This is a genomic window from Mesorhizobium sp. M0910 (genome assembly GCF_040319465.1).
In the GTDB taxonomy this organism is placed as follows: Bacteria; Pseudomonadota; Alphaproteobacteria; order Rhizobiales; family Rhizobiaceae; genus Mesorhizobium.
This window is the reverse complement of record NZ_JAMYNZ010000010.1, coordinates 132,427-147,298: the sequence shown is the minus strand read 5'-3', so window position 1 is coordinate 147,298 and position 14,872 is coordinate 132,427. Positions and strand designations below refer to the sequence as shown.

Genomic DNA, 14,872 nt, shown 5'->3' with positions numbered 1-14,872 from the left:
GAAGATAGATCTTGACGGTCGTTCCTCTGATGCGTCGGAGTCGCGGTGACTACTTGCGTCGCTAAGAGCGTGCGCCGAGCTGACGGTTGTCTATCGACCCATCTTCATGAGCATCTCGTCCATTCGTTCAAAAAGCCGGTTCTCGGGCGGGTCCCCCGCATCCGCTCCCGTAAGCATGTGGCACAGATCGTCTAGGTTGATGACCAGTATGAACTTCCCATTCTCACGCAAGATCGTCTCGGCAGATTTCCGGGCGCTCTCATCGGCGCCTGATCGCGCGACCAGGATAGCGACCGTCCTGAGCCCTTTGGAGAAGAGATATTTTTCGGTGATTTGGATCTCAGCTTGACCAATCGGCTCATGATAGTTTTTCGCGTCGAAGACAATGTAGCGAGACGAGAAGTCGGCGGCGATCATAGACCAGAATGAACCGCGATCTGATTTGATCCGGCCAATCAAATCCATTCGGTTCAGCTTATCGTCGGTGCGCTGTTGAGAACTCAGATTGGAGAGTTCCGCCGCAAATAGAAACCGAATAGCCTGCTCGCAATATTTCTCGAAGTCGCTCCAACCTTCCTTGCCGGCTGGGATTTGACGGAGGCGCGAAGCGAGCTTCCAGCCTGTCGGCGATTGCGTGTCCACGTTGCCGCGAATGCCAGAATCACCGTCGAGGACAGTTTCTGAGACGAGCTCTTCGAGGGCGTCCGCGAGTGCGTCATCTTTCTCTGCCAACGACCTCAGAGTGCCCAGTCCCCAAATCTGAACTTCAGGTGCGGCGGTCGACTTGAGCTCCGCGAGGGCCTGGTCCGAAATGTCGAGGGATACGATGACAATCCCGCCATCGAAGCCCTCTGTTCTAACGATCCCATGGATGTGAGAAATCGCGTCTCTTACATGCCGCTGCCAATCTTTCTGCCAGCGGAACATCTTGAACTCGACGGCCAACTTTCTGACTGTCTCTTTCGGCGTAAACGTCAAGTCTGGAAGCGAACGGTAGAGTTCCCATTCTTCCTGGTCTGCTGGCTCTTCATCCGGCCGCGTTGCGGCCGCCAGGCCGACGTCCTCCTGCGCGAGAATGCGTAGCAATAGATCTTGCCAATCTCGATCGAGGTTGTGGGTCTCGATCTGCAGCTCTTTCATCTTCCCCATTGTGTCTCCTGCGTTTGTAAGCCTCTAAACCGCTACCGAGTTCAGCAGCCCGCGAAGGCGTAGCTCGCGCTGAAACCCTCCATCCATCGGCATCGGTGTGGCTTGCTGTTGCGTCATGGCTGGATCGCAACTTCCGCAACCAAGCTCAAGTTTTTTCACCTCGTCCGTCGGCCTCAGGCCGTTGTCTTGCATCTGTCACAAAAAGGATGTCTTAATGTAGATCTTGAGGGGACGTGCATAATGCGGACACTTGTGCTGACAGCATTGGGTGTACTTGCGGCAACTCATACTGCGTTTGCTTGGGGGACCTCTGGTCATTCGATTGTTGCGGAGATCGCGCAGCATCGTTTGAACGACGCGGCCGCCGTTGGTGTCGAATCCATCCTGGGGCCGGGTACGTCACTCGCATCCATCGGTAGTTGGGCAGATGATGAACGCGCTCGAGACCGGAGAACGACCCGTTGGCATTTCGTCGAAATACCATCCGCCGCCGCAGCCTACGACGCGACTCGCGACTGCACACCCGACCCGGCGCTTGGTGATTGCATCATCGCAGCGATCGACCGGGAACTCGCGCTCGTCAGCTGTGCCACCGCACCAACGGAACAGCGGCAGCGGGCGCTGAAGTTCCTGGTTCACCTCATTGGAGGCCTCCATCAACCGTTGCACACGATCAAGGACGAACGCGGCGGAAACGGCATCGATGTCACGATAACCACCCTGGAGCGGGTGAACGGAGACCTACCGTTCAACACAAACCTGCACTCAACTTGGGACGCTGCTCTGATCGACAAGACCGGCTGGTCATGGGATAGCTATGTCGAGCGCCTCGAAACCGGTTGGCTCAGGACGGCTGACGCCACTGCCATTTCTGTCGGTACGACCACCGACTGGGCGAACGAGAGCCACCGCATCGCAGTCACACTGATCGCCAGCGTGCCGAACAACATAGTGCTGGATGATGCTTATCGGAACGAGAACCTTCCTCTGATTGACCACCAGCTGGGAACCGCGGGCCTTCGATTGGCGGAACTTCTCAACAGGGCTTTCTCGACCAGCAGCTGCCTACCTAGTGATTGAGTAGACGCCGTTACGAAGCGTTTGTGAGGTGGCCGGAAAACTCCGGCACGGGAGGTGACATGCCAAGAGCGACGCAGGACTTGTCCATTTCCCCGGAGGCTCGGAGGCAGGTCTATGCGGCGCGCCGATACGTGCAGCGGGACGTACAGGAGGAACTGGACCTACGCATCCCGTTCGACGTCTATTTTCAGGACCCGGCCATCACGGCGTCGGACCAGAAGTTCGATTTCGCGGATGGATTTCTGGTGCCCTGGGAACCGGGGTTGGGCGATGGTCCAACCAGTGCACGATTCGTGGTGGTCGATTATGACGGCGGCACTGAGTCCTTCGCCGCGCCGGCGAAGTGGGATCCTCGGCGAAACGTTTTTCTCGACCAGAATGGCGATGAGGTAGACCGGAACAAGCTGAACACGCCTCAGTTCCACCAGGTGAACGTCTGGGCCACGCTGCAGAACGGACTTGATTACTTCGAGAACGGGTTTGGTTTGGGACGGCCAATTCGCTGGGGTTTCGAGGGCAACCGGCTGATCGTTGTTCCCCACGCCGGCTACGGCGAAAACGCCTACTACGATCGCGAGAGCAAGTCGCTCCAGTTCTATTATTTCGACCGACCTGCAGGCCGCGTTTTCACCTGCCTCTCAGCCGACATCATCAACCACGAATTCGGCCATGCCGTGCTCGATGGTCTACGTCCCTACTATAACGAGTCCGTGTTGCCCGAGACCGCGGGATTTCACGAGTTCATGGGCGATATGGCTGCGATCCTGATCGCCTTCCGCAACAATGCCTTCCGTGCCCAACTCGTCGCGAAAACAGAGGGCGACCTCGACAGCGAGAGTGCGCTGTCCAGCATTGCCGACGAATTCGGCAGACAAGTGAAGGATCGGCCTTACCTGCGTAGCGCTCTGAACAAGCAGAGGTTTGCTGACGTGAAAGACAGCCAGTCGCAACACTTCATGTCGGAGGTGCTGACCGGAGCCATATTTGACATCCTCCGCCGGCTGTCGCGATATTATATCGACGTTGAAAAGCTCTCTGTCGCAAAGGCATTCTGGTACACTGTGCGACGGATGCAAAACGTAGCAGTGCAGCCCCTCGATCTGCTGCCGCCCGTAGACGTCACCTTCAAAGATTATGCGATCGCCGTCCTGCGGGCAGAGGAGATCGCCAATCCGAGCGATCCGGACGGTCAGCGAGCGATGATGCTCGACGCGTTCATACAACGCGGGCTGATCGACGAGTCGGAGCGTGAAGAGCTTGGCCGAGCAAAGGTCACGTTCCGGCGTCTGCCTGTCGACATATTTCACGATGTCGAAACCATCGCGAATTCGCGGGCGTACGCCTACCGCTTCCTCGACGATAACCGTAAGTCGCTGCTTATCCCGTACACGGCAGACATTGTTCTTCCTGAGGTCACGACCGCGCAGAAGTTCACCATCGACGGGCGCCGACAGCCGAAGCAGGTCCTCGTCCAGTACGTCTGGCGCGAGGATGTCGAGCTCAACGGTGCTGAATTCGGCGCCTATGAAGGCCAGACCACAAGTCTGCTGTGCGGCGGCACAATCGCGCTTGATGAGAACGGCAACGTCCTTCACTGGGCGCGGAAGCCGGGTACCGGGCCACAGCTTGGCACGGGCCGGGACGCCGATGATGAGCTTGAGGAAGGACGAGAGCGCAGGGCGGCCTTCCTCTCGGCGTTGGCCCGTCGGATTGCGGCAGGGAGAATCAACAATCCGATTGGTGGGGAGGCTGGGCTGCTCGAGAAGAGCATAGCTCCTCTCGGCTCGCGCGTGATCGACGGCACGGTGCGCTTTCACCTGGCTCCGCATATCGGCCTCCATGACGATCGCGACGATGAAATGGGAGATGTGCAGTGGCAGATAAGCTCCTAGTCCGCGCCTACGACGTCGAGGTCGGCGACTGCATCTATTGCTGCATTCCCGGGGCGCGTGTGAAAGACGGTGCGGTCGACAACTTCCACATCCTCATAGACTGCGGTTCGAAGGGCCGGGCAGCGCTACTAAAGCGTGCGGTCGCAAATCTGAAAGAGATCCTGCCGGACGCCGGCGGTGGGCGGGTTCGGCTCGACCTTCTGGTCGCGACACACGAACATGCCGACCATATCAAGGGATTCGACCCCGAGGACTTCGACGGCATCCAAATCGAAAACATCTGGATGAGCGCGGCGATGAACGCGCAGCATCCTCAAGCCGAACACGCCTTTGCCCTCAACCGGCTTGCGACGCGGGCCATGCGCAATCTTGCGGCGAGGGACCTGTCCCTGAGCCCTGAGCTCCAAGGCCTCGTCGCCCTCTATGAGCTCGGCAATGACGGCGCGATGGAGGCGTTGCGAACCACGCTTCCGACCCGAAACGCAATCGAACCCAAATACGTCCATGCCGACATGACGGAAGATGAATTGGCGATCGAGACACTGCAGGGCGCCACTCTCAAGGTTCTCGGGCCCGAAGAGAATATCGACCTCTATTATCTCGGTGATGAAGGGGCGGAGATCGTTCACGCCTTCAATGAAACGACAGGTGCCCTGCGAACGCTCAGGGACGAGCCCCAGGTCAGGCCCGAGAGCATAAGCGGCTCCGATTTCCGGCGTCTGCGATCGCGGATGATGTCGGGACTGTTCGCGTTCACGCAGGAAAACGACAAAGTCATCAACAACACCAGTGTCGTTCTGCTGATCGAATGGAAAGGACGGCGCCTTCTGTTCGTCGGCGATGCAGAATGGACCAATACGTTCCGCCTTGGGCAGGGAAATGGTTCCTGGAACACAATGTGGAACACGCGGCCCGAACTTCTGGGCGAGCCGATCGATTTCCTCAAAATCGGCCATCATGGCAGCGAGAACGCCACGCCTTGGTCCAGCGGCGGAAACGGCGAAAGCGAGCCTGCCAGGATCCTGAATGCGATCCTTCCCCTTCCTGCCGATGGAGAGCAGCCAGCCGCGAAAGCGCTCGTGTCGACGGCACGAGGGAACACGTACCCAAGCATCCCGCGCTCCGAGCTTCTTGTCGAGCTCGGCAAGCGCGTCGGCAACGCTCGAAAGTATCTGGACAGCTTCGGTGCGGCCGGTGCCGCGAACCTGCCGCACTATGCGGACCGGGAGGAGCAGTGGCTCATGGAGGCACAACCGCCGCGAACGGACCTCGAGTGCATCCTCAGTGGCAAGACTTATGTGGATATCGAGATCGAAGCGGAGTGACCGCCCGGGCGTCGATCTGGGCCCGCGCAGCACCGCATGACATGAACCGTCATTTTGGCAAAGGGAGGGTCACATGAAACCAAGATACATACATATCGGCAGCTGGAATATCGAACATTTCGGGCGAGTGGACGACTCACCGAACAATCAGTACGCCATCGCCGAGCACATCGAACTCTCCGGCGTCAGCATTTTAGCGATTCAGGAGCTCTACATCACGGATGATTTCCCAGCCGGCGGCCAACTTGGAAACAAGTTCCTCAGAGCCTCCTTAGATCTCGTCGAGGAGCACACCGGCAATCATTGGGAGTACGAAATCTTCCCGAATCGTGATCCGAGCGATCGAGAACAGCTTTGTGGCATCGCCTGGAACACGGCCCGCGTGACAAAAGTCGGCGACACCCTGCGCGTCAACGTGTCGAACCAGGTCGTCGACGACAACGGAGACAGGCTCTTCCTTTGGGACAGGCATCCGCATGCGGTGAAATTTGCGGCGAGGCCCGGTGAAGACGCAGCCATACAACTGACGGACTTCGTGGTGATACCGCTTCACATGAAGTCGAACGTCGGGCAACGCCACGTCGTGATGCGCACGCGATACCATGAAGCGCGCGAACTGATGGCGCAGATTGCCGCAATTGGCGATGCCTTCGATGAGCGTGATATCATCGTCCTCGGCGACACCAACTGCAAAAGGCGTGACGAAGGAGCGATTCAGGCCTTCATCGAGAGCGGCTTTGAAGACTTGAATGAAGACGACATCCCGACCTACGCGATCGGCAATGATGCTCCGTTCGACCGCATCTTTATCCCGCGCGGCGCCGAGCGGAAAACCTTCCGGTTTAGCCGCCAGTATATTCTGAGATCGGCAAGTCCCCTGGCGCATGATAAGTATCTTTCCGACCACTATCTGGTGAAAACCTCAATCGTGGTGCGGCGGGACGATGATTTTGGGAGCGCCGAAATTGCTGCTGCTGTGAGCGTAACCTAGTCCTGGCGAAGTCGGATCTCAGGGTATGGGGCAGGCGGTGCATGTTGGTTGATCGACGTGGAGGGGGCATGGGGAAGACACTCATTGCGATAGGTATTGCCATTCTCGCGATAGGCCTTCTTGTCACGTTCGCCCTGACACCGGAGGCCCTTCGCATCGTCGGCGATTTTGCGCGCATCGGATCGGGGTTCGACGGTGCCCTCCCGCTGCCTCCGGATGAAATCAACAACGCCATCAGCGAAGCCAATGCCATCGCGACCAGCGTGAATCAGGCGACCATTGAGACCAAATCCTGGGCACAATGGCTGTTGATGCTGGTCGTCGTGTTCGGAGCTGGAACGACGGTACTCGCTGGCCTGCAGAAGGCAATCCAATGGGACCGCGGGCCAGCATCCTGCTGACCCTTGCCATCGGTTTGCTCGGTGCAGGCGCCGCCGTCTCGACGTCCGGTGCAACTTATCTGAATGGCGTCGCCGATAGCCGTTTCGGCTGCGTGGACAACATTGAACAGGAGGCGGCCAAAACGCTCAGTTCGGTCAGAGATGAAACCGATGCACAGGCGGCGCGCCAATACCTTGATGACCTGCTCCGGTCTGCGAACCGTTGCAAAGCACGAAATGCTCGTACGAATTCTGACATTCGCCTCGTTGGCCCTAATTCTGGGCGTGGGCAACGCCGTCGCCGCCTGTGATTTTGCCCTGCGGAGCACCAAGGTGACAGATGCCCAAATCAAACGGGCGATCGAAATTGTCAACGCGGCCGTGCGCGATCCGGAACTGGTACTGTTTTTCTCGAATACGACGGAAGACAACGCGAGCAGCGATGAGATCCCCGTCCATCATATCAGGCCGGACCAGGCCAGGCCGGTCGTCGCGGAAGTACCCGCAGGCTGCCGGACGATTGTGATCAGCGGCGTGCATTTCGAGCGCAATTTCGCGGTTCTGTCCAAAGACAATGTGCTTATGCAGGACAAGCAGATTTCGATGCTCGTGTTCCTGCTACTGCATGAGCTGGGCCATATCGGGAACAGGCACTACGGTGCGTTCCTTCCGGCAACGGCCGACGCCGTGCCAAACAACGACGAGACCGAGGCGAAAGCGCGGGAGCGCCAAGCCGACGATTATGTTGCAACAATCCTGAAAAGGGAATTTAGCCGACTCGGAAACGGCAATCCGCCGATCGACAACTACGACCTCTATTTCGGCACCACCGAGGCGATCATGTTCCTGAGCAGCCTCTCCTTCGTGGTCTCGAGCGAGGCAACACTCGCCTGTTTCGGATGCCGCTCGCTTGGCGATCCCCGCATATTCTGGGATCATGGGCAGTCTCACCCGAATTTCGAATATCGATTGCTGCTCATAAATCACGCGATCAGCGCCACTCCCGAGTCGCAGGCATTGTTGGACAGCTATGAGAAAATGCGCAACGAGCTAAGTGCTCGCTAGCCGTTGTATTAGAAGCACTTGCGAGCGTTGAGTGATCAGGTCCGATGACCAACGAACTGCGGAAGTTCTCCCGGGTCGAGCTTGTGCTCGGGGAGCGGGTGGGAAAAGTGGCCTCCCCTCTGCTCAAGCAAGGCAGCATGACGCTCGAAGCGGCGTTGGCGGCTGCTTACCCCATCGCGGCGCGCCAGCTCATCGACGCTGGTGAAAATCCACAGGAGGTCGAGGCGGCCGTGGCCCGTCAGGTCGCGTCACATGGAATTCTGCCCGAGTACCAGACCTTTGCCATCTCTGAGGTACTGCACGCCGCGCTCTTGGACAGCTTCGCGGCGGGAAGCCCCTGCGGCGATCTCAGAAACAGAGAACTGTTACTGATCTCTGTCTCACCCGAGGGGTGCACTACACTATGTGTCCGGTACGTTCCGTCACCTATGCTCGGGTCGCTCACGTCTCGCCCGCCGGCTATGTCGGACGCGCGTCTCACGAGCATATCGGCATGAGTTGACGGCTCCAACTAACCTTCCAGCCGCCGAGCCAGCCTTTTGATCGCCACGCGATCAGAATCGACGATGAAGAAATACGGCGCCGGGTAGCGCTCAACGTAGGCTTCGGACACCCTGCCCTCACCGATCTCCGCGATGATCATGCCGATGGCGGGGTTGAAGCGCCGCAGCGACATTTGGCTTTCCGCATGCAGGGCAGGCACGTCCACCGAGTCCTTATCCAGGATGAGCCTGATCAGCTGCAGCGCGTCGGCAATCGGATCGCTTTCCATGCAGATCGGATCGAAGGTCAAGAAGAGGTCCGCGCCCACGTGTACGCGCGGCAAACGCCCGGAAATCGTGTGAGTAAGGCTCACGTAGTCGTCCTCGGCCAGCGCTTCGGCGAACTGATCCGTAGACCAGTTTGGAAAGGCTGCGATCAGCGCATCCTCATTGAGATGATGGGGTAGGCCATCGACCGAGTCTTGCATATCCATTTTCCCAGTGCCGATCCCTCCGAGGTCAGATCACCGACCGTCTCTGTTGGGGGCGGCATCGCCTCCTCCTCGGTCTGGTCCGCCGGTGGTGGCAGTGCTGCGTCCCCGAGCATATCGTCGATCCGTCGAACCACCTTTTTGCAGAGAGCGGCGAAGGCACGGACGTCGGCCGCCACCAGTTCAACGGTCTCGCCCAGCTTTGCCTCCTTGGCATGTTGCGCAAATTTGGCATCGACCACGCCGAGATTGTGTCCGATCAAGTGACGTTTCTGGATATTGAGTGAGGGACTGCAAGCTCCCCTGCGTCGAGTTCGGCGAACGGATCGAACGAGAATTCCTCGAAGCGCTTGCGGCCTTTGTCGATGTTCTGGAAATCGTTGCCGATCGGCTTGATCGGTGTCGACCCTGGGACACGGTTCTGAACGCGATAGGCATAAGCGACCTTGAGGGTTGCCTAGAAAGCAGTCAGCACATCTTCATGAGCATTGCCGAGCAGGCGATAGGCCAGTTCCTGCCGGTCCTTACCCTGGGATTCCGCCAGATCCACCTGCTGCCCGACCAACTCGGCCTCGCGAGCGAAGTGCAACGCCAGATTGGGCGCCCCGCAGTCGGGGCAAAACAGCGCAATCGCGAAGACACCATAGTCCCGCCCGCAGCAATCGCAGACCAGAAGGCGCATAAGATCACGGCGGCCGAAACGAGGGCGAGACTTGCTCCGGCGGGCTGCCGGCTTGTAGGTAATCGACTTGCTGCCTCGCGCCACACCGGCAAGCATGTCCGAAACCGCGTCCTGCATGTCCTGCAAGGCGGCCTGTTTCACAATCTTGACTGCAGCCTTGCGATCGTCCGGATGCATGAACTCTGCATCGTCGGCCCTGACGCCACTGTAGGGGCAGACGGTCCCCGGAGTGCCAGGAGCATATTTGATCCGGACGGCTCTATCAGGATCCGCAACAAATCCGACGACAGGGTCCCCGAGCACGAAATGCCGGGGGTGGGCCTCCGCATTGGGTGAGTAGCGATAGACTCTTCCATCAGGCGTCTTGGGCATTGGGATGGAGAGCTGCATCTTCGTGCGGGTACCGCCCGTGCGCATCTTTTCAAGTCGTCTCAGCTTCATCTTGCGCCTCACAAGAGACTCGCATCATCCAGAGATGATCTTGCCACGTGCGACCGCGATCGCCACAAAATAGTATTGCTGGCCAGCTCTGCTCGGCGTGACGACAACGCCATCGATGTGGCACCTAGTCCAGGATGTCTGGACGCACTCGAACATACCGGCCTGGTTTCTTCGCACGGTTTCTGCCGTCCGGACGCTGGAAGCTGACGCTCAATCGATCGACGCCGGGAATGGTACGACTGGTCTCGTCCGGCACCATCGATATGCCATGCATCGACGTAACCGCCATCTCAGTCAGCAAGGCCCTGCTGTGGCATTGCGTCGAGGTTCGATCCAGCCATCGGGTCGATAGTCTTGCCTGCCTGGGAGAACAGGCAGCGGTGCAGCTCGCGACCGACCTCTATGGTTTCGTCAACGCTCATCTGTTCGACCTCGTTGCCTCCGAGAGCGGCCGATTGAGCGAGGTGGACGCCCGGCTGCGGACGATCACGGAGCAGCAGCGGCAATACCTAGCCCACGCCGATCTCGCGAGGGTGATCGCGGCCGTGCCGGGCAAGGCTGCAGCTGCTTTGTCCCATCCGCTCTTCGATCCGGAAATGATGCCCTCGGGTCTAAAGGCCGCATTGCCGGCGTCCCTCGCGTTCCTCACGGACCCGAGCGTTCGCCACCGGTACAATGATGAGTTCGTTTCCGCGGAGCTCAGCAGATACCGATCATTCTTTGATGATCTCGACGGGCGATCCTTGTCCGACCAGCAGCGGGAAGCCTGCATCCGCTTGGAGGACAACAACCTGCTGGTCGCCTCGGCGGGCTCCGGAAAGTCCGCCACCATGGTCGGCAAGGTCGCATATGTCCTCAACAAGCAGCTCCATCGCCCCGACGAAATCCTGGTACTCGCCTTCAACAGGAGCGCCGCCGAGGAACTCAAGGGGCGGATTGCCCGTCAACTCGGCGTCGAAGCGGGGGAACTGAAATGCCGGGTGACCACCTTTCACGCGCTGGGGCGTAAGATCATCGAAGAGACCGAGGAACGGCCGCCCCAACTCGCCGACTGGGTCGAGCACCCGGCTGGTGAGGCGAAGGTGATCGAGAAGATCATCGAAGACTTGTTGGGCGTCGATCCGGAATTCGCCAGGCTCTGGATCGACCTTCTGGTTCTGCATCCCAAGGCCGATATCCCCGCCGAGGTCTTCGATACGAAGGCCGATCACGAACGCTACCTGTCGGTGCGGTGGCGAAATGGCAATGCCACCATCGGCACGATGGCCGGCGTCTACGTGAAGTCGCTTCAGGAGCAGACGATCGTCAACTGGTTATGGTTGCATTCTGTGGAATTCGAGTACGAGCGACAGATCGCGCTCGAAAACAAAAACGGTGCGATCAGGCACCTGCATCCGGACTTTTATTACACGGCCAGCCAAACGATTCACGAGCATCTGGCCATCAACGCCGACGGTTCGTCGCCCTTCGCCGACTACGTCGCCCATACCGAAAGCAAGCGGGCTTCGTATCGCGAGGCGGGGCTCGATGTGTTCGAGACCACGTCGGCACAAGCGAGTCGTGGATCGCTGGTCTCAGAGCTCGAAGCGGAGCTCGCCAAGCGCAGTATTCCGCTCCGGCGAAAGTGCTATACCGCCATCGTCCAGGCCCTCGAGCCGGTGGTGATCAAGCACTATCACAAGCTGATCGCGGTCTGCATCAAACACATCCGCGCCAGGCACCTAACCCTGGAGATGCTCGTCGAGCGCGCCGGATCGCTGCACGATAGCGCCCGCGCCAAGGATTTCGCCCGCGCGGTCTGGATCATTACCGAGGCCTATTCCCGCAAGCTGGAAGAAGCCAACCGCATCGACTTCGACTCCATGATTGCGAAGGCGACGCGCCTTGTGGAGACCGGCCGGTATCAGAGCCCCTACACCCTGATCCTCGCCGATGAGTTCCAGGATATTTCCGAGCCGAGTGCAAATCTCATCAAAGCGCTGAAGTACCAGAAACCTTTCACCAAGATATTTGCCGTCGGTGACGACTGGCAGTCCATCTACCGTTTTGCCGGTTCCAACATCACGATCTTCACGCAGTTCGAGGCGAATTTCGGGGCCAGCTGGCAAGGTCGCCTCGAGCAGACCTATCGCTGCAACCAGTTCATCGCCGAGACTGCCGCGAGCTTCGTGCAGCGCAATCCCGCGCAGCTGAAAAAGTCGGTGCATTCGACACGGCCGGCGATCGCTCGATCGATCCGCGTCATTCCGGTCGCGAGCGACCGCGGCAAACCCGACTTTGGCGAAGCCTGTAGGCGGCTGCTGAAGCGCCTCGACATTTTCCTCGGTGGTATCTCAGAGCAATGGCGGAACGATGGGCGCCAGAAGCTCAAAGTGATGGTGCTCTGGCGCTACAACCAGCTCGACCCGTTCAAGAGCGCAAAGCCTGGTTTCGAAAACATCGACGTCTCGGGACTGTCGTTCCATCGTGCCAAGGGGCTCGAGGCCGACTACACAATCTTGCTCGATATCAGCGAAGGCGATTACGGGGTGCCAAGCCGGATCGAGGACGACGAACTGCTGAACTTGGTCATGCCGCGACCGGAGACATTTGAATATGCCGAAGAACGGCGTTTGTTCTATGTCACCCTAACCCGCGCCAGCCGCGGCGTGTTCCTGCTCGCCAACAGCCGCGAACCATCTCGATACATCCGCGAGCTCTCCGAGATTGCCGGCGACAACCTGCGCTTCGAGACCATTGACGGCGACCTTCTACGTCAATGTCCCACGTGTCGTGCCGGCTACATCGTTGAGAGATCACACAGCGCCTGCGAAATGACGATCAGTGTAAGACCGAATGCCCTATTCGCGGCACCGTCCACCGAGCGTAGCGGACGCTGTATTCCATTGCTGGCCACCGTCAGAAAAAAGCGCTGTTAACCAAATTTTTTAACCCGCCAATGCTTATTCGCGAGATTGAAGGGGTGAGGTGATCGATGTGTGATTCAAACATAAGCGCGTTTCCGCTGCATCGGCGGCGGAAATTGGTCGAAGGTATCGCCCAAGTCCTGGAATCCAAGAACGGGGATGACGCGAATGCCTTCTGGCGCAGCACCGCCAAGACAATTCTCGTTCAACTGTCCGAACCAGGAATTGCACCTGGGCTGGCCGAACAGGAAGTTGGAACGCTTCTTCATGCTGTCTTAGGCGAAATAGCCACCCGCAGTGCTTCGCGCGCATGATTTCGATGACCGCGGCGATCTTTTCATCCGCATTGAGAAACCTTGCATTTGGCGGATGCAGTGGCGCTACCATAGCGAGCCCCCCGGGTGTCTCCATGGGCAATTCTTTCGTCGTGAGCACGAATGCTATTTGCAAGTTCCGCAGCTGTGCTCTCGGGCGAGATACGGTTCCACATCGAGTATATCCGGCGGTCATCCATGGGCCTTTGCCGAGTTTCGGGATGCGTTCGCGATCAAGGACGAGTGGGAAAAGCTGGCGGCGAGATTTGCCGAGCGTACGGCTGATGCCTGAAGATCCGCAGCCCTCTGCGTCATTTGCACGGCTCGCTTCATTTCTGAAGGACTGGCGCAAGAACCTGAAGCCGCACAGAACAGTCGACGTCGAGAATTTGCGCGATATCCTCCTCCGGATTCGATCGGGGTTGAAAGCCAACCACCGCGCCCTAGTCTCGGCCCCTGAAACGCTCGTGCCAGCGCAACTCGACCAAGTGCTGAGCGCACTGTCGCCCGCGCTGCTACAGGCCCGGCAGCGCGGCGACGCAATCGACGTCTGGTCTGTCGCGGGGTTGGGTCGCAACGAGGTCCGTACAGCGAGGGTTCTAACTTGGCTGCTCGATCCCGGTGGCTCTCACGGGGCTGGGGATGCCTACCTGATTGAGATTTGGAACCGCATCGGCGGGACGCGCAAGGCGGGCTTCCTGCTCAGGGATGTTCAAGGTGCGGTTCGTGAGAGCTATCCGCTTGGCAATGGGGATCACCGTGTCGATATCGAGATTACGGGTGCGAACTTCCTCCTGTTCCTGGAAGTCAAGATTGACGCGCTTGAAACCAAAAGGGACCAAGTAGCTCTATACGCGCAGTTGGCAGCCACAAAGGCGGCGAGCCTTCGCAAGCAGCATTGGGCCGTCCTATACCTCTCAGAAACATCGCCCTCAGATCCCACAAATTGCATCCAGCTTCGGTGGGCAGACGTTTCGAGGGCGATCAAATCCGTCGCGCGAAATCTTGGCGCGGAAACCTTCTCCACGCGACTAGCGCTGCTTTTCGCAGCGCATGTGGGCCAATTTCACTAAGGAGTTTGAATGACCGATAACGCAGAACTTGATGGATTGATCGTAGAAAACTTGTTGGACCTCGATGCCGCTGCAAAGCGAATTGAGGTCATTGGTGAAAACATTTGGGAGTCGATTATCGAGCATCTCGATGACTGGGCAAAGAAACAAGGCTGGAAAGGAGCTTTCGAGCGAGATAATCCTTGGACGGCTCCCCAAGAATGGTTTCTAGAAGGTCAGCCGGAGGCTTGGTTCTATCCGGACAAGGGACCGGATGATACCGGCGAAGGCATAGGTCAGGAGCCTTACTTCTGGCTCTCCCGCTATCTTGGTGTCGCAGGCGGCCAACTTTGTCTTTGGTTCGGGCAAGACTCCACGGGCACGAGGAAATGGAAACCCCTCGCGAAAGATCACGCTCGCGTTTTGGCCGAGACCGATTTCCATCTCAGCGATAGCGGCAACTTCTACACGGTGTGCAACCTGGATTCAAAAGCAGTTGCTGCCGCGATTGCCGATGGCCGCCTTGAAGAGGCGATGACCCCGCTACTGGAGGCTTTGGAACGAGCAGACAAAGCCAAGACTCTGTTTTCAACATTGCTCGCTAAGGCGAGGAAAGCCTAAC

At 58.6% G+C, this 14,872-nt stretch carries 17 protein-coding genes and 1 pseudogene; 12 read left to right on the top strand and 6 right to left on the bottom strand.

What is annotated here, in order from left to right; genetic code table 11:
• Window positions 1-90 precede the first annotated feature (90 nt).
• The gene (locus NKH78_RS24125; protein WP_352884460.1) at window positions 91-1,149 is read right to left on the bottom strand and encodes a hypothetical protein; all 1,059 of its coding nucleotides are present in this window, start codon (window positions 1,147-1,149) and stop codon (window positions 91-93) included.
• A 240-nt stretch (window positions 1,150-1,389) separates the two neighbouring features.
• Here NKH78_RS24125 and NKH78_RS24120 point away from each other — a divergent pair, with 240 nt between their 5' ends.
• The 3 genes and pseudogenes from NKH78_RS24120 to NKH78_RS24110 all read left to right on the top strand — a co-directional run.
• Window positions 1,390-2,229, top strand: a complete 840-nt coding sequence (locus NKH78_RS24120) for a S1/P1 nuclease (RefSeq protein WP_352784353.1) — start codon at window positions 1,390-1,392, stop codon at window positions 2,227-2,229.
• A 59-nt stretch (window positions 2,230-2,288) separates the two neighbouring features.
• Window positions 2,289-4,121 carry a gluzincin family metallopeptidase gene (locus NKH78_RS24115; RefSeq protein WP_352884458.1) on the top strand — a complete coding sequence of 611 codons (1,833 nt, stop codon included), beginning with the start codon at window positions 2,289-2,291 and terminating at the stop codon, window positions 4,119-4,121.
• Window positions 4,103-4,300 (top strand): annotated as a pseudogene (locus NKH78_RS24110) (metallohydrolase); the annotation flags it as partial. The gene NKH78_RS24115 and the pseudogene NKH78_RS24110, both read left to right, overlap by 19 nt.
• On the opposite strand, the gene NKH78_RS24105 reads toward NKH78_RS24110, so the two are convergent.
• Window positions 4,250-4,432 carry a hypothetical protein gene (locus tag NKH78_RS24105; RefSeq protein ID WP_352884512.1) on the bottom strand — a complete coding sequence of 61 codons (183 nt, stop codon included), beginning with the start codon at window positions 4,430-4,432 and terminating at the stop codon, window positions 4,250-4,252. The pseudogene NKH78_RS24110 and the gene NKH78_RS24105 overlap by 51 nt on opposite strands.
• Here NKH78_RS24105 and NKH78_RS24100 point away from each other — a divergent pair.
• The 5 genes from NKH78_RS24100 (at window position 4,418) to NKH78_RS24080 (ending at window position 8,379) form a co-directional block, all read left to right on the top strand.
• A complete protein-coding gene (locus NKH78_RS24100) occupies window positions 4,418-5,446 on the top strand; it encodes a ComEC/Rec2 family competence protein (RefSeq protein ID WP_352884510.1) in 1,029 nt (342 codons plus the stop codon). The genes NKH78_RS24105 and NKH78_RS24100 overlap by 15 nt on opposite strands.
• Before the next feature lie 73 nt (window positions 5,447-5,519).
• On the top strand, window positions 5,520-6,437 hold the full coding sequence (locus tag NKH78_RS24095) for an endonuclease/exonuclease/phosphatase family protein (RefSeq protein ID WP_352451809.1): 918 nt from the start codon (window positions 5,520-5,522) through the stop codon (window positions 6,435-6,437).
• Window positions 6,438-6,478: 41 nt separating this feature from the next.
• Window positions 6,479-6,838, top strand: coding sequence for a hypothetical protein (locus tag NKH78_RS24090; protein ID WP_352873640.1), 360 nt, complete (start codon window positions 6,479-6,481; stop codon window positions 6,836-6,838).
• Window positions 6,839-6,979: 141 nt separating this feature from the next.
• On the top strand, window positions 6,980-7,882 hold the full coding sequence (locus NKH78_RS24085) for a hypothetical protein (protein WP_352884457.1): 903 nt from the start codon (window positions 6,980-6,982) through the stop codon (window positions 7,880-7,882).
• A 44-nt stretch (window positions 7,883-7,926) separates the two neighbouring features.
• The gene (locus tag NKH78_RS24080; protein ID WP_352884456.1) at window positions 7,927-8,379 is read left to right on the top strand and encodes a hypothetical protein; all 453 of its coding nucleotides are present in this window, start codon (window positions 7,927-7,929) and stop codon (window positions 8,377-8,379) included.
• 14 nt (window positions 8,380-8,393) lie between these two features.
• On the opposite strand, the gene NKH78_RS24075 is transcribed toward NKH78_RS24080, so the two are convergent.
• The 4 genes from NKH78_RS24075 to NKH78_RS24060 form a co-directional block, all read right to left on the bottom strand.
• Entirely contained in the window at window positions 8,394-8,852 is a 459-nt protein-coding gene (locus tag NKH78_RS24075; RefSeq protein ID WP_352884455.1) for a hypothetical protein, read from the bottom strand.
• Window positions 8,801-9,118, bottom strand: coding sequence for a hypothetical protein (locus tag NKH78_RS24070; protein WP_352873637.1), 318 nt, complete (start codon window positions 9,116-9,118; stop codon window positions 8,801-8,803). The genes NKH78_RS24075 and NKH78_RS24070 overlap by 52 nt, the downstream gene beginning before the upstream one ends.
• Before the next feature lie 194 nt (window positions 9,119-9,312).
• Window positions 9,313-9,990, bottom strand: a complete 678-nt coding sequence (locus tag NKH78_RS24065; RefSeq protein ID WP_352884454.1) for a hypothetical protein — start codon at window positions 9,988-9,990, stop codon at window positions 9,313-9,315.
• A 278-nt stretch (window positions 9,991-10,268) separates the two neighbouring features.
• Entirely contained in the window at window positions 10,269-10,400 is a 132-nt protein-coding gene (locus tag NKH78_RS24060) for a hypothetical protein (protein WP_352873635.1), read from the bottom strand.
• A 42-nt stretch (window positions 10,401-10,442) separates the two neighbouring features.
• On the opposite strand from NKH78_RS24060, the gene NKH78_RS24055 reads away from it, so the two are divergent.
• The 4 genes from NKH78_RS24055 to NKH78_RS24040 all read left to right on the top strand — a co-directional run bounded on the left by NKH78_RS24055 (window position 10,443) and on the right by NKH78_RS24040 (window position 14,871).
• The gene (locus NKH78_RS24055) at window positions 10,443-12,896 is read left to right on the top strand and encodes a UvrD-helicase domain-containing protein (RefSeq protein WP_352884453.1); all 2,454 of its coding nucleotides are present in this window, start codon (window positions 10,443-10,445) and stop codon (window positions 12,894-12,896) included.
• 56 nt (window positions 12,897-12,952) lie between these two features.
• The gene (locus NKH78_RS24050) at window positions 12,953-13,198 is read left to right on the top strand and encodes a DUF6074 family protein (protein WP_352784331.1); all 246 of its coding nucleotides are present in this window, start codon (window positions 12,953-12,955) and stop codon (window positions 13,196-13,198) included.
• Window positions 13,199-13,482: 284 nt separating this feature from the next.
• Window positions 13,483-14,271 (top strand): PD-(D/E)XK nuclease family protein, encoded by a 789-nt coding sequence (locus tag NKH78_RS24045; protein WP_352784328.1) that lies wholly within the window; start codon window positions 13,483-13,485, stop codon window positions 14,269-14,271.
• 9 nt (window positions 14,272-14,280) lie between these two features.
• A complete protein-coding gene (locus tag NKH78_RS24040) occupies window positions 14,281-14,871 on the top strand; it encodes a hypothetical protein (RefSeq protein WP_352784325.1) in 591 nt (196 codons plus the stop codon).
• Window position 14,872 lies beyond the last annotated feature (1 nt).

Bases quoted from the DNA above. Each gene is read 5' to 3' on its own strand.
- NKH78_RS24045 (WP_352784328.1), top strand. From the start codon at position 13,483: ATGCCTGAAGATCCGCAGCCCTCTGCGTCATTTGCACGGCTCGCTTCA.
- NKH78_RS24100 (WP_352884510.1), top strand. From the start codon at position 4,418: ATGAACGCGCAGCATCCTCAAGCCGAACACGCCTTTGCCCTCAACCGG.
- NKH78_RS24115 (WP_352884458.1), top strand. From the start codon at position 2,289: ATGCCAAGAGCGACGCAGGACTTGTCCATTTCCCCGGAGGCTCGGAGG.
- NKH78_RS24120 (WP_352784353.1), top strand. From the start codon at position 1,390: ATGCGGACACTTGTGCTGACAGCATTGGGTGTACTTGCGGCAACTCAT.
- NKH78_RS24075 (WP_352884455.1), bottom strand. From the start codon at position 8,852: ATGCAAGACTCGGTCGATGGCCTACCCCATCATCTCAATGAGGATGCG.
- NKH78_RS24050 (WP_352784331.1), top strand. From the start codon at position 12,953: ATGTGTGATTCAAACATAAGCGCGTTTCCGCTGCATCGGCGGCGGAAA.
- NKH78_RS24080 (WP_352884456.1), top strand. From the start codon at position 7,927: ATGACCAACGAACTGCGGAAGTTCTCCCGGGTCGAGCTTGTGCTCGGG.
- NKH78_RS24105 (WP_352884512.1), bottom strand. From the start codon at position 4,432: ATGCTGCGCGTTCATCGCCGCGCTCATCCAGATGTTTTCGATTTGGAT.
- NKH78_RS24095 (WP_352451809.1), top strand. From the start codon at position 5,520: ATGAAACCAAGATACATACATATCGGCAGCTGGAATATCGAACATTTC.
- NKH78_RS24040 (WP_352784325.1), top strand. From the start codon at position 14,281: ATGACCGATAACGCAGAACTTGATGGATTGATCGTAGAAAACTTGTTG.
- NKH78_RS24085 (WP_352884457.1), top strand. From the start codon at position 6,980: ATGAAACCGATGCACAGGCGGCGCGCCAATACCTTGATGACCTGCTCC.
- NKH78_RS24090 (WP_352873640.1), top strand. From the start codon at position 6,479: ATGTTGGTTGATCGACGTGGAGGGGGCATGGGGAAGACACTCATTGCG.
- NKH78_RS24125 (WP_352884460.1), bottom strand. From the start codon at position 1,149: ATGGGGAAGATGAAAGAGCTGCAGATCGAGACCCACAACCTCGATCGA.
- NKH78_RS24060 (WP_352873635.1), bottom strand. From the start codon at position 10,400: ATGAGCGTTGACGAAACCATAGAGGTCGGTCGCGAGCTGCACCGCTGC.